At 71.2% G+C, this 13,282-nt stretch carries 9 protein-coding genes; 3 read left to right on the top strand and 6 right to left on the bottom strand.

Translation table 11 applies throughout. The features are described from left to right. Window positions 1-348 precede the first annotated feature (348 nt). The gene (locus ABZ154_RS03390) at window positions 349-1,824 is read right to left on the bottom strand and encodes a hypothetical protein (RefSeq protein WP_356828825.1); all 1,476 of its coding nucleotides are present in this window, start codon (window positions 1,822-1,824) and stop codon (window positions 349-351) included. A 440-nt stretch (window positions 1,825-2,264) separates the two neighbouring features. On the opposite strand from ABZ154_RS03390, the gene ABZ154_RS03385 reads away from it, so the two are divergent. Next, window positions 2,265-2,912, top strand: a complete 648-nt coding sequence (locus ABZ154_RS03385) for a bifunctional DNA primase/polymerase (RefSeq protein ID WP_356828580.1) — start codon at window positions 2,265-2,267, stop codon at window positions 2,910-2,912. Window positions 2,913-2,998: 86 nt separating this feature from the next. Here ABZ154_RS03385 and ftsY read toward each other — a convergent pair whose 3' ends face one another. After that, on the bottom strand, window positions 2,999-4,210 hold the full coding sequence (ftsY, locus tag ABZ154_RS03380; RefSeq protein ID WP_356828578.1) for a signal recognition particle-docking protein FtsY: 1,212 nt from the start codon (window positions 4,208-4,210) through the stop codon (window positions 2,999-3,001). A 178-nt stretch (window positions 4,211-4,388) separates the two neighbouring features. On the opposite strand from ftsY, the gene ABZ154_RS03375 reads away from it, so the two are divergent. Beyond that, window positions 4,389-5,369, top strand: coding sequence for an LLM class flavin-dependent oxidoreductase (locus tag ABZ154_RS03375; RefSeq protein WP_356828576.1), 981 nt, complete (start codon window positions 4,389-4,391; stop codon window positions 5,367-5,369). 30 nt (window positions 5,370-5,399) lie between these two features. On the opposite strand, the gene ABZ154_RS03370 is transcribed toward ABZ154_RS03375, so the two are convergent. The 4 genes from ABZ154_RS03370 to ABZ154_RS03355 form a co-directional block, all read right to left on the bottom strand. Further along, window positions 5,400-6,818: a sugar porter family MFS transporter gene (locus ABZ154_RS03370; protein WP_356828574.1), complete on the bottom strand. Its 1,419-nt coding sequence runs from the start codon at window positions 6,816-6,818 to the stop codon at window positions 5,400-5,402. A 226-nt stretch (window positions 6,819-7,044) separates the two neighbouring features. Further along, complete coding sequence (locus ABZ154_RS03365) at window positions 7,045-10,773, bottom strand: AAA family ATPase (RefSeq protein WP_356828572.1); 3,729 nt, start codon at window positions 10,771-10,773, stop codon at window positions 7,045-7,047. A 385-nt stretch (window positions 10,774-11,158) separates the two neighbouring features. Beyond that, window positions 11,159-11,371 (bottom strand): hypothetical protein, encoded by a 213-nt coding sequence (locus tag ABZ154_RS03360; RefSeq protein WP_003965973.1) that lies wholly within the window; start codon window positions 11,369-11,371, stop codon window positions 11,159-11,161. A 437-nt stretch (window positions 11,372-11,808) separates the two neighbouring features. Next, complete coding sequence (locus ABZ154_RS03355; RefSeq protein WP_356828570.1) at window positions 11,809-12,090, bottom strand: acylphosphatase; 282 nt, start codon at window positions 12,088-12,090, stop codon at window positions 11,809-11,811. 170 nt (window positions 12,091-12,260) lie between these two features. Between ABZ154_RS03355 and ABZ154_RS03350 the strand changes: the two genes are divergently transcribed. Next, window positions 12,261-13,232, top strand: coding sequence for a CAP domain-containing protein (locus ABZ154_RS03350; RefSeq protein ID WP_356828568.1), 972 nt, complete (start codon window positions 12,261-12,263; stop codon window positions 13,230-13,232). Window positions 13,233-13,282: the final 50 nt, after the last annotated feature.

Below are 13,282 nucleotides of genomic sequence, written 5' to 3'. Positions count from 1 at the left end.
CTGGGCAAAGGTGCGGGCCGGTCAGGGGGTGTCCGGCGGATCATGGCCGGAGACCGCCTGTGCGCCATGAGATTGACGGAGCGCCGTTTCCGGGGATGCCGCACGATGTTTCGCGAGCGTGACGAAGAGGTGGTGCGTGTTACGTCGGAATGAATCCCGGGTGGCGGGTCCGGTGCGCTGCCTACCATGCGGCCCACGCCGCATACGGTCCGGTTGAAACGCCGCGGGGGTACCCCTGAGGGCGGTACGACGCGAACCGGCCACGGCTCCCCTCCGGATGACCAGGCGATGGGGGAGCCGAGTCGGGGTGTACGGAGGCGTGCCGCGGCCGGGGCCGGTGGTGCCGGATCAGACCGTTTCGGCGGACTCCGGCAGCTGTTCGCTGAGCAGATCGGTGAGCCGGGCGACATCGGCCACGTCGCCGAAGTCCCTGGCAGCGGTGTCGACGGTCTTGCGCAGCCGGGTGTTGACCCGCTCGGAGCGGACCTTCTTGGCGATCTTCAGGGCCTGTCCGGCGAGCACGGTGGACTGCTCGGGCTCGCGCTGGAGCAGATGGACGGTGGCCATGCCGATCAGGTTGAGCGCGTAGGAGCGCTGGTGCTCGTCGTCCTCGCCGAACAGCTCGACGGCCTTCTCCATGACGGGCTCGGCGAGCGAGGCGTAGGTGGGGCTGCGGCCGGCGACATAGGCCAGATCACGGTAGGAGTGGGCGTTCTCCCCGTTGAGCTCGGCCTCGGAGAAGAAGCGGATCCAGTCGGGCTCGGGCTCGCCGTCCAGTCCCGCGTCGAGGAAGGTGTCCTCGGCCATCCGGACGGCGCGCTTGCACTTGCTGGGCTGGCCCATGTTGGCGTAGGCGCGGGCCTCCATCGCATACAGCATGGCCTGGGTGCGGGGGGTGGCGCAGTCGCGGCTGCCGTACTGCGCCAGGTGGATGAGCTCCAGGGCGTCGTCGGGGCGGCCCAGGTGGATCATCTGGCGGCTCATGCTGGAGAGCACGTAGCTGCCGAGCGGCTTGTCCCCGGCCTCCTTGGCGGCGTGCAGGGCGAGCACGAAGTACTTCTGGGCGGTGGGCTGGAGGCCTACGTCATAGCTCATCCAGCCCGCCAGCTCGGCCAGTTCGGCGGCGCAGCGGAAGAGGCGCTTGGCGGTGGCCGCCGGCTGCGGCTCCTGCAACAGGTCGGTGACCTCGTGGAGTTGCCCGACGACGGCCTTGCGGCGCAGCCCGCCGCCGCACTGGGCGTCCCACTGCCGGAACATCGCGGTGGTCGACTCCAGCAGGTCCAGCTCGGGTCCGGAGAGCCGGGAGGGCCTGCGGGCGGCGGCCTCCGTCTCCGGTTCGCCGGGGCCCTTGGCCGGGACGGGCACCAGCCAGCGCTGCATCGGCTCGATCAGGGCGGGCCCGGCGGCCAGCGCGAGCGAGCTGCCGAGGAAGCCCCGCCGGGCGAGCATCAGGTCGCTGCGGGAGAACTCGCTGAGCAGGGCGACGGTCTGCGGGCCCGCCCAGGGCAGGTCGACGCCGGCCACCGAGGGTGACTGGTGCGCGGTGCGCAGCCCGAGGCCCTCGACGGCGACGACCGCGCCGAAGCGCTCGGAGAACAGCTCGGACAGGATGCGCGGAATCGGCTCGCGCGGCTGCTCGCCGTCGAGCCAGCGCCGCACCCGGGAGGTGTCCGTGCTGATGTGGTGGGCGCCCATCTGCCGCGCCCGCCGGTTCACCTGGCGCGCCAGCTCGCCCTTCGACCAGCCACTGCGTACGAACCACGTCCCCAACTGCCCGTTGGGACGCTTACCGGCATCCGTATCGCCTGCGCCGCTGCCGCTCACCGGAACGCCCCCATTCCCCGTCATTCCCGCTGAATCCTTCATCGTGCGAACCACTATCAGAATGCCGTGCATCGGTGCTGTTCGTACGGGAGTTGCACGCGATCGAACAGGAAGCCGGGTTGCCCGAGGCATACCCGTGACCGCACATGCTCCCAGGGTTCGTGTACCGACGGTAATCCTACGATCACCCCTCTCGCGAGGGGGATTGCGGAAACGCCACCATTCGCCACCCCTTCGAATGAACCCGACTGCCGCTGGGAGCGCTTGACTTGAGGCATCGCGACCCATGACGAGCGTACGGAAGCACGTGGGGGCGCGCGCACCGCGCCGCACCACCTCGCGCACCACGGCGCACGCCACTCGATCGAGTTGCAGCGACGGAGGGTTACCCGAGCGCTCCGGGCCGTAACCACCGATGAGTCGGACCCGTTGGAGGGGGCATGGGCTTCACGATCGGCGGCATCCGCGAGAAACGTTCCGGTGTACGGCGGCGCGGCCGCGGTGCCGAGGCCACCGCGGTGGCCGAGTACACCGGGCTCTGGGGCTGGGCCGTGGCGCCCGGCACCCGTGCCCGCGACGGCGCCTGCTCGTGCGGGCAGCGGGCCTGCCCCGCCCCCGGCGCCCACCCGCTGGGCTTCGCCCGGGAGGTCCCGGCGGGCACGGGCCTGGACAGCGCGGCGGACGCCTGGGCCGAGACGCCGGGCGCCTCGATGCTGCTGCCGGTGGGCCGGACCTTCGACGTCCTGGACGTGGCGGAGCAGGCCGGGCGGCGGGCGCTGGTGCGGCTGGAGCGGATGGGGCTGCCGCTGGGGCCGGTGGCGGTGACGCCGACCGGCCGGGCGCAGTTCCTCGTCGCCCCCGGAGCCGCCGCGGAACTGCCCGGCCTGCTCTACCGCATGGGCTGGGACGACGCGGACCTGGACCTGCGGGCGCTGGGCCCGGGCGCGCACATCACCGCCCCACCGTCCGACCTCGGCGGCCTCGGCCCGGTCCGCTGGCTGCGCCCACCGGTGCTGGACACCGCCGCCGCTCCCCCACCGGCGCGGCTGCTGCTGGGGACACTGGCGTACACCTGCCACCGGTCGTGAGCAGGAAGCAGGAGTACGGAAACGGCGGACGGGCGGCAGGCTCCTCGGGGGAGCCGCCGCCCGTCCGCCGTACGGAGTGAGGCGCGTCAGTCGCCGATCAGGGCGTCCACGAAGGCACCGGGCTCGAACGGAGCCAGGTCGTCCGCCCCCTCGCCGAGCCCGATCAGCTTCACCGGTACGCCCAGCTCGCGCTGGACCGCGATGACGATGCCGCCCTTGGCGGTGCCGTCGAGCTTGGTGAGGACGATGCCGGTGATGTCCACGACCTCGGCGAAGACCCTGGCCTGGACGAGGCCGTTCTGCCCGGTGGTGGCGTCCAGGACGAGCAGGATCTCGTCCAGCGGACCGTGCTTCTCCACGACCCGCTTGACCTTGCCCAGCTCATCCATGAGACCGGTCTTGGTGTGCAGCCGGCCGGCGGTGTCGATGAGGACCACGTCGGCCCCCTCGGCGATGCCCTCCTTGACCGCGTCGTACGCGATCGACGCCGGGTCGCCGCCCTCGGGCCCGCGGACCGTACGGGCTCCGACGCGCTCGCCCCAGGTCTGGAGCTGGTCGGCGGCGGCGGCACGGAAGGTGTCGGCCGCGCCGAGGACCACGCTGCGGCCGTCGGCGACGAGCACCCGGGCCAGCTTGCCGGTGGTGGTGGTCTTGCCGGTGCCGTTGACGCCGACGACCATCACGACGCCCGGGGTCTCGGCGCCGCCCTCGGTCCTGACCTCACGGTCGAAGTCCGGGCCGAGCAGGGTGATCAGCTCTTCGCGCAGCAGGGCGCGGAGGTCCTCGGGGGTTCGGGTGCCGAGCACCCGGACCCGCTCGCGGAGCCGCTCGACCAGCTCCTGGGTGGGGGCGACACCGACGTCGGCGGTGAGGAGGGTGTCCTCGATCTCCTCCCAGGTGTCCTCGTCCAGGTTGTCCCGGGACAGCAGCGTGAGCAGCCCCTTGCCGAGCGAGTTCTGAGAACGGGCGAGCCGGGCCCGCAGCCGGACGAGCCGGCCCTCGGTGGGCTCGGGGATCTCCAGCGCGGGCGGCGCCGGAGCCCCGACGACCGGGACCTCCTCGACGGGCGCGGTGGCGTCCGGGAGGCCGACTTCGTCGATGGTGCGCCGCGCTTCGTCGCGCGGCGTCTCGGCCTCCTCGCCGACCTGCGGCTCGGCGGGAGGAGTGATGGTCGGCGTGGACGGCGGCGGGGGCGGCAGCTTCCGCTTCTTGCGGCTGCCGACGACGAGCCCGCCGACCAGGCCGACAGCGGCCAGGGCGATGATGACAGCGAGGATGACGATTTCGACGAGTTCCATAACCCGTCCAGTATCGGCCACGGCCGCCGCACGGGCACGGCCCCGCACGCCACCCGGCGATCCATCGAAGCCGTATACACCTTTTGGCGGTAATGCCCGCTACGGATCCCTACCCTTCTGACGATACGTCAGGTACGGTGCGCCCCGCCCTGCCCATCCGGCGAAAGGGACACGTGTCATGGCCTTCACCGTGGTCCGGTTCAATCTCGTCGACCCCGAAGCCACCCCCGCAACCCTCTCGGCCCGCTACCGCGCCGCCCTGGAGATGGCGGCGTACGCGGACGAGCACGGCGTCGACACCGTGCAGACCGAGGAGCACCACGGGGTGGCGAACTCCTGGCTGCCCTCCCCGTTCACCTTCGCCGGTGCGGTCTTCGGCGCCACCCGCCGGATCGCGGTGACGGTGTCGGCGATCATCGGGCCGCTGCACGACCCGCTGCGGCTCGCGGAGGACATCGCGGTGCTGGACCTGCTGAGCGCGGGGAGGCTGGTGACGGTCGCGGGGATCGGCTACCGCCCCGAGGAGTACGAGCGGGCGGGCGTGGAGTGGCGGCGGCGCGGCAGGCTCCAGGACGAGCTGCTGGAGACGCTGCTGACGGCGTGGACCGGGGAGCCGTTTCCGTACCGGGGGCGTACGGTACGCGTCACCCCGCGCCCGTACACGCGGCCGCATCCCCTGCTCCTGGTCGGCGGCAGTTCCGGAGCGGCGGCGCGGCGGGCGGCCCGACTGGGGCTGCCGCTCTTCCCCAGCGCGCACCTCCCGGAGCTGGAGGCGTACTACCACCAGCAGCGGGAGCGGTACGGGACGGAGGGGTTCTGCATGATGCCCGCGGCCCGGACGCCGCTGCTCCATGTGTCCGAGGACCCGGAGCGGACGTGGGCGCTGTACGGGGAGCACCTGCTGCACGAGGCCCGGACGTACGCCTCCTGGCAGTCCGAGGACATCCGCTCGGCGGTGCGCTCGGCCGCCACGACGGTGGCGGAGCTGCGTAAGGAGGGGGTGTATCGGATCGTCACGCCGGAGGAACTGACCGGGCTGGACGCGGACTCACTGGTGCTGCATCCGCTCTGCGGCGGAATGCCGGTGGAGGAGGGGTGGCGGAGTCTGCGGCTGTTCTGCGGAGCACCGAAAACGCGGGCCGCCCCGGCTCAGCAGTGAACCAGGGCAGCGCGTGAGCACAGAGGAGGGCTAGCCCATCTCCTCCAGCGCCTTGCCCTTGGTCTCCTTCACGAACTTGAGCACGAAGGGGATCGAGAGCACGGCGAAGCAGGCATAGATGATGTACGTCCCCGAGAGGTTCCAGTCGGCCAGGCTCGGGAAGCTGGCGGTGATCGCCCAGTTGGCCATCCACTGCGCGAAGACGGCGACGCCCAGAGCGGCCGCGCGCAGGCGGTTCGGGAACATCTCGCCCAGGAAGACCCAGACGACGACACCCCATGACAAGGCGAAGAAGAGCACGAAGGTGTGGGCGGCGACCAGGGCTACGACGCCCTGGGTCTCGGGCAGCTTCCCGTCGACCAGGTCGGCGGAGAAGGCCCACGCCTCGACGGCGAGCGCGAGCGCCATACCGACGGAGCCGATGAGGGCAAGCGGCCTGCGCCCCACCCGGTCCACCAGCACCATCGCGATCACCGTACCGATGATGTTGATGATCGAGGTGGTGAACGAGTAGAAGAACGAGTCCGTGGGGTCGATGCCGACGGACTGCCACAGCGTCGCCGAGTAGTAGAACGCGACGTTGATACCGACGAGCTGCTGGAACATCGACAGGCCGATACCGACCCAGACGATGGGCAGGAAGAAGAAGCGGTTGCCGAGCAGGTCCTTGAAGGAGGACTTGTGTTCACGGTGCATGGCGGTCTCGATCTCGGCCACGCGGGCGTCGAGGTCGATCTTGTTGCCCTCGACCTCTTCGAGGATCTTGCGGGCTTCGACCTTTTTGCCGACCGAGATGAGGAAGCGCGGGGACTCGGGAATGGCGAAGGAGAGGAGCCCGTAGAGGATGGCCGGGACGACCATCACGCCGAGCATCCACTGCCAGGCCTCCAGGCCGAGGATCTTGCCTCGCTGGTCACCGTCGGCGATCTGCAGGACCGCGTAGTTGACCAGCTGGGAGACGGCGATGCCGATGACGATCGCGGCCTGCTGGAAGGAGCCGAGCCGGCCGCGGTAGGCGGGCGGGGAGACCTCGGCGATGTAGGCCGGGCCGATGACGGAGGCCATGCCGATGGCGAAGCCGCCGATGATGCGCCACATCGCCAGGTCCCAGAGCGCGAACGGCAGTGCGGAGCCGATGGCGCTGGCGGTGAAGAGCACCGAGGCGATCTGCATGCAGCGGATGCGGCCGATCCGGTCCGCGATCCGGCCGGCGGTGGCGGCGCCGATCGCACAGCCGATCAGCGCGATGGCGATGACCTGGGCGAGGGTTCCGGAGCCGATGTCGTACCGGTCGCGGATCGCTTCGACGGCCCCGTTGATGACGGAACTGTCGTAGCCGAAGAGGAAGCCGCCCATCGCCGCGGCCGCCGTGATGAAGATGACATGGCCGAGGTGGTCCGGATGGGCCGTTCGGGCTCCGGACTCCGGTCCGTTCGCTGCGCTGGTCACATGAACTCCTGATGCCTGGCCGCAAGTCAGACGTGGGGGGTGAGCCTTCCCAGTGGGGCACACCATCGGGCTCGCCACCACTTGAAGGTGAAATCAACTTTGCAGAGGTTATGCGTTCAAGAAACGAAGTCAAACAGCGGGTCTCAGCGCGTGTACCCAGGCACGCACGGAAGGTGCGTCGAACCTCTGATGATTCGGTAAAAAGTCAGCGGATACGCCGACCGGGTCAGCGCAGCCGCTGACTGATCACCTTCGATACGCCGTCACCCTGCATGGAGACGCCGTACAGAGCGTCGGCGACCTCCATCGTCCGCTTCTGGTGGGTGATGACGATCAGCTGGGAACTCTCCTGGAGCTCTTCCATGATCCCGATCAGCCGCTGCAGGTTGGTGTCGTCGAGCGCCGCCTCGACCTCGTCCATCACATAGAAGGGACTCGGGCGGGCCTTGAAGATGGAGACCAGCAACGCCACGGCCGTCAGGGACCGTTCACCGCCCGAGAGCAGGGAGAGCCGCTTCACCTTCTTACCCGGCGGGCGGGCCTCGACGTCCACCCCGGTGGCGAGCATGTCGTCCGGGTCGGTCAGGATCAGCCGCCCCTCACCACCGGGGAAGAGCCGGGCGAAGACGCCCTCGAACTGACGGGCCGTGTCCCGGTACGCCTCCGTGAACACCTGCTCGACCCGCTCGTCGACCTCTTTGATCACCTGGAGGAGATCGGCCCGGGTCTTCTTCAGGTCTTCGAGCTGCTCGGACAGGAACTGATGCCGTTCCTCCAGCGCCGAGAACTCCTCGAGGGCGAGCGGATTCACCTTCCCGAGTTGCTGGTACGCCCGTTCGGCCGACCGCAGCCGCTTCTCCTGCTCGGAGCGGACGAAGGCCTTCGGCTGGTTGCGCGGGTGCTCCGGGTCCTCCGGCAGTTCCTCGCCCTCGGCCGCGGGCGACGGGGGCACGAGCTGGTCGGGACCGTACTCGGAGACGAGCCCCGCAGGCTCCACGCCGAGCTCCTCCAAGGCCTTCGTCTCCAGTTGCTCGATGCGCAGGCGCTTCTCGGCGCCCAGTACCTCGCCCCGGTGGACAGAGTCGGTGAGCTTGTCCAGCTCGCCCTTGAGGTCGCGGCCCCGGCCCCGTTCGGCGGCCAGCTCGCGCTCCCGCCCGCCCTTCGCGGCCTCCGCCGAGGCCCGCTCCCGATCGGCCCGTACGAGGGACACCTCGACGTGGGCCAGGAGTTGACGGGCGCCCGAGGCGACGGCGGAGGCCACGGCCGCCTCGTGCCGCAGGCGGGCCCGGCGCTGCTCGGCGCGGGCGCGGGCCTCGCGTTCGGTGCGGGCGGCCCGGTCCAGGCCGTCGGCACGTCCGGCCAGCGACTTGACGCGCTCCTCATGGGTACGCGCCTGAAGCCGGGCCTCCATCTCGGTCTGGCGGGCGTTGGCCCCGTCGGCGGCGAGCCGGTCCCGTACGGAGGTGTCGGGCTCCTCCTCCACGGGGGCCTCCTGAGCCACCAGCAGCCGCTCGGCCAGCTCCTCCGCCTCCTCCACCGCCCGCTCCAGGGCCTCCTGGGCGCGGGCGGCGGAGGAGGTCATCCGCTCGGCCTCGCCCGCCGCGGCCCTGGCCTGCCCGGAGAGCCGGCCGAGCTGCTGGGCGACGCCCGACTTCTCCCGCTCGGCCGCCCGCCGCCGCTCCCCCAGCTCCTCGACGAGCGCGGCGCCCTCCGTGCGGCGCTCCGCCGCCAGCCGCTGGGCCTGCGCCAGCTCCTCGCACCGCACGGCGAGGTCGGCCAGCTCGGCGGCGGCCTCGTCCACGGAGGCCCGCACCTCCAGGAGGCTGGGCGCCCCGGCGGAGCCGCCGTGCGCGAAGTGGGCGGAGAGCACGTCCCCTTCGCCGGTCACCGCGGTCAGCCCGGGGTGCGCGGCGACGAGGGCCTCGGCGTCCTCCAGGGCGGGGACGACGACGGTGTCCCGTACGAGACGGCGTACGGCGTCCATCAGGGGGGCGGGGCCGGTGACCAGGTCGGCGACGGCGGGGGCGGCGCCGGTGAGGGTGGTGACGCTCTCGGTGCGGAGCTGGGCGCCGGCTTCCGTATCACCGGAGGGCACGCTGCGGGCGGGCACCTGGGCGGCGGCACGGCCCTCATCCGGCGCGTGTTCGCCGCTCTGCCCCGGAACGTGAGGCGGCTCCGGGGCCGCGGCCCCGCCCTGCCCCGGTACGTGGCAGGGCCGGACGCCGTCCGCCGGCGCCCCCTCCCCCAGCAGCATCGCCGCCCGCCCCGCGTCCTGCTCGCGCAGCAGCCGGATCGCCTCGGCGGCCGTGGCCGGGTCCTTCACCGCCACCGCGTCCGCCGCGGCGCCGAGTGCGGCGGCGACCGGTACCTCGTATCCGGGCCGGACGGTGAGCAGTTCGGCGGCGGGGCCCAGCAAGCCCGCCAGCCGGTCCCGGGCGCCGAGCAGCGCGCCCGTTCCGTCCTTGCGGCGCAGCCCCAGGGCCAGCGCCTCGTGCCGGGCCGCGACCGCGGCCCGCCTGCGCTCGGCGGCCGTCGCCTCCTCGCGGGCGGCACTGTGGGCGGCCTGGGCCTCGGCGAGAGCATGCTTGGCCTCCTCGTGGCGGGCGGTCAGCTCCTGGTCGCCGGCGTCCAGGCCCTCGACCTCGGCCCTGAGCTGCTCGTACTCCTCCTGGGCGGTGTGCGCGCGGTCCTGGGCCTCGTCACGGGAGGCGGCCAGCCGGTCGATCTCGGCCTGCGCCGAAGCGGCCCGGCTGCGGGCCGCGTTGACCTGGCCGTTCAGCCGGGCCAGCCCTTCGCGGCGGTCCGCGATGGCGCGGGCTGCGTCCTTGAGCCGGCGCTCCTCGGCGGCCAGGTCGCGCTCCAGGTCGGCGCGGTGGGCGATGGTGTCCTCCAGCGCGTGTTCGGCCGCCTCCAGGGCCGCCGTCAGCTCCGCCTCCTGCTCGCGGATCCGGGCGGCCTCGCGCTCCATGTCCTCGGGGTCGCGGCCCCGGCGCTCCTCGGCGGGGGCCTCGGTGGCGCTCCTGACGCGGGCGTGGGCCAGTGAGACCGTGCCCCGGACCCGCTCGGCCAGCTGCGAGAGCTCGTACCAGGTCTGCTGAGCCCGCTGGAGCCGGGGCGCGAGGCGGCGCACCTCGCCCTCCAGCTCGGCCTCCCGGGCGAGGGCCGCCTTCAGATCGGCCTCCGCCACGTCCTTGCGCTTCTTCAGCTCGGCCTCGTCGGCGATCTCGTCGCGCAGCGCGTCCCGCAGGGTCACCAGGTCGTCGGCGAGGAGCCGGAGCCGGGCGTCGCGCAGGTCGGCCTGGATGACGGCGGCCCGTCGGGCGACGGCGGCCTGCCGGCCGAGCGGCTTGAGCTGGCGGCGCAGCTCGTCGGTGAGGTCCTGGACGCGGGCGAGATTGGCGCCCATCGCGTCCAGCTTCCGGAGCGCCTTCTCCTTCCGCTTGCGGTGCTTGAGGACTCCCGCAGCCTCCTCGATGAAGGCCCGGCGGCCCATCGGGTCGGCGTGCAGGACGGAGTCCAACTGGCCCTGGCCGACGATGACGTGCATCTCGCGGCCGATTCCGGAGTCGGAGAGGAGTTCCTGGATGTCCAGCAGCCGGCAGGTGTCACCATTGATCTGGTATTCGCTGCCGCCATTGCGGAACATGATCCGAGTGATCGTCACTTCGGCGTACTCGATGGGCAATGCGCCATCGGAATTGTCGATGGTCAGTGACACTTCGGCGCGGCCGAGCGGAGGCCGCCCGGTCGTCCCGGCGAAGATCACGTCTTCCATCTTGCCGCCGCGCAGGGATTTGGCTCCCTGTTCTCCCATGACCCAGGAAAGGGCGTCCACCACATTGGACTTTCCCGACCCATTGGGGCCGACGACACAGGTGATCCCCGGTTCGAACCGCAGGGTGGTGGCGGACGCGAACGATTTGAAACCACGCAGGGTCAGGGCCTTGAGGTGCACGCCGCCGGACTCTACCTTTCCCTCTCGGTTTCGGTCATGAAGGTGCAGGGCACATCAGACGGTAAGCGAGAGGGGGTCGGCGGGGGCCGGGGGGTTCGGGCAAAGAAAAAGGGACGCCGAGGCGTCCCTGTAGATCTTGGTGCGTAGCGCTTGGTGCTCTTGGTGCGTAGAGCGTGGTGCATAGAACTGCTCGATCCTGCACGGCGCGTCGCCATGGCAACCACCGGGTGGTGCGTTGCCGGTGTGCCGGACGCAGGGCGGCCCTGTCGGTCAGGGACCCGGTCGTCCGGGGACGGCGATCCGTGACGCAGGACGGATCAGATATGAAGAGATGTTCCGAGGCTGTTGAGACTGCTCAGCCCGACCGGCCCGACGGGGCCACCGGTCAGGTCAGCGCAGGCTCGCCCTGGGGTACGTCGATGTCGATGCTGTCGAGCAACGATTCCTGGTGCTGAGCGGCGGCGTTGAGCGCGTCGTTCTCGTCCTGGATCCGGTTGAGCTCGGATTCCAGGTCCTGGACGCGCTGCTGGAGCCGTCGCATCTCGGCGAGGAGTCGCGGGTCGGAACCGCCGACGTAACCGAGAAGCGCCTTTGCCATGAGGATGGTCCTCCACAATGAGTGACCGACCGATGCGGTGTGGGTCGTCAGGGGGTCGCACCCGCGGTGCTCGGCAGGGCTCTGTCATCACTGCGGTTCTGCTGCATACCAGCTCTACCGAACAGCTAAGGTGCGCGGGGTTTTCAGCGTCTCACCAAAAAGTTTGACGGTCAACACGATCACACCCCGTGGAGCCAGGTGTCCCGGGGGCGCGCGGCCCGACGTTCATGCGGCGCGACTCTCCTGCGGGACCCCGACGAGTGTGGGGATCTTCGTCAATGCCGCAGCCTTGCACGACATCCCGCATCTGGCAACCATCGGGCGCCGCGCGGTCCTTTCGCAGGTCATTTCGGGTGGAGGGCCCGACGGGGGCGGCTCGTGACCATTCGTTCCGGCACGTTCACCGAGCGGAACGGGGGCGCCCACGCGAGCCCGTATCAGCGGATGGCGAATCCGTCGTAACCGCCGCGCGGGGTGTCCCAGATCTCAGTCACTCCGTCCACGCGCCCGGGTGTGTCGTCGGAGCGCAGCCAATCCAGCAGACGGTGGCAATGGTCACGTGATCCTTCGGCGACCACCTGCACCCGACCGTCGTCGAGATTGAGTGCAAAGCCCACGAGTCCGCCGATCTCCAATGCGTTTGCCCTGGTGAACCAGCGGAAGCCTACTTGCTGTACTCGGCCGCGTACCCAGATGACCAGCCGTGCGTCTTCGCTCATGCCCGAACGCTAACCGGCCAATTGCTCCAAGAGCACGGCGGCCCCTTTGAGCCATGGCGTACAGTCCCGTCGCAATAGCCTCACTCGTTCGGGTGAGTACGGGGACCAAGATCGACCGGTATTCGGGTGACGTCGCTGTCGACGTCCGGAGCATCAGGAAGGCACAGCGCATGGGACGCCATCGACGATCCGCCGCAGGCCCCGCCGCTGAAGAACCCGCGGCCGGAGCGGCTTCGCGGCACCGGGGCACGCGCCGGAAGAAGAAGTCCGCGGTGCCCGTGCGCACCGGGCTCCTCGGAGCGTCGGCCGCGATGGCGGTCGGCGCGGTCGCCGTCGCCTCGGGCCTGATTCCCGGCGGCGACACCTACACCACGGGTGGCGGGACCGCCGCGGACCAGGTGCGCACCGGCGGCGCCCCCGACCTGCTGACCCAGCAGGGCGGCTCCAGTGCCCCGGCCGACCGGTCCGCCTCCCCCGCCAGCCGGGGCAGCGAGCGCCCCGAGGCTCCGTCGAAGGCCCCATCGAAGTCGCCGTCCACGACCCCGGCCAAGACGCCGTCGAAGTCGCCCTCCAGCAGCGCCTCGAAGACCCCGTCGAAGCCGGTCACCCCCTCCCGGAAGCCGGCCGCCACGCCGTCCAAGGAGTCGAAGGCGCCCATCACGGCACCGAAGAAGAGCACCGCCCCGGCGAGCAAGGCCCCGGCGCCGCCGAAGACCTCGGCCGCTCCGCCACCGCCCAGCAAGAAGCCCGCCCCCTCGCCCTCCGGCACCTCGGCCCGCGCCGAGGTGCTGGCCCTGGTGAACCAGGAGCGTGCGAAGGTCGGCTGTTCCCCGCTGACCACCAGCACCCCGCTCACCTCGCTCGCCCAGAACTTCAGCCAGGACATGGCGGCCCGCGGCTTCTTCGACCACACCGACCCGGACGGCGACACCCCCTGGGACCGGGCTGCCCAGGCCGGCGTGCAGGGGCTCGGCGCGGAGAACATCGCCCGCGGCCAGGCCGACGCCCAGGCCGTGATGGACGGCTGGATGAACAGCGAAGGCCACCGCGCGAACATTCTCAACTGCGATTTCACGACGATCGGTATCGGCATCCACGAGGGCTCCGGCGGCCCGTGGTGGGTCCAGAACTTCGGCTTCTGACCCGTAGGCGGCCCGGCCACTTACGCCCGCACAGCGCTCCCTTCAGATGA

The organism is Streptomyces sp. NPDC006261 (assembly GCF_040613515.1).
Classification (GTDB): Bacteria; Actinomycetota; Actinomycetes; order Streptomycetales; family Streptomycetaceae; genus Streptomyces.
The sequence above is the reverse complement of the archived record's forward strand: the minus strand, read 5'-3'. Positions and strand labels throughout refer to the sequence as shown.

What these genes read in the sequence shown, in the direction of transcription:
- ABZ154_RS03385 (WP_356828580.1), top strand. Translation starts at nt 2,265, where the DNA reads ATGGGCTTCACGATCGGCGGCATCCGCGAGAAACGTTCCGGTGTACGG.
- ftsY (WP_356828578.1), bottom strand. Translation starts at nt 4,210, where the DNA reads ATGGAACTCGTCGAAATCGTCATCCTCGCTGTCATCATCGCCCTGGCC.
- ABZ154_RS03375 (WP_356828576.1), top strand. Translation starts at nt 4,389, where the DNA reads ATGGCCTTCACCGTGGTCCGGTTCAATCTCGTCGACCCCGAAGCCACC.
- ABZ154_RS03360 (WP_003965973.1), bottom strand. Translation starts at nt 11,371, where the DNA reads ATGGCAAAGGCGCTTCTCGGTTACGTCGGCGGTTCCGACCCGCGACTC.
- ABZ154_RS03355 (WP_356828570.1), bottom strand. Translation starts at nt 12,090, where the DNA reads ATGAGCGAAGACGCACGGCTGGTCATCTGGGTACGCGGCCGAGTACAG.
- ABZ154_RS03350 (WP_356828568.1), top strand. Translation starts at nt 12,261, where the DNA reads ATGGGACGCCATCGACGATCCGCCGCAGGCCCCGCCGCTGAAGAACCC.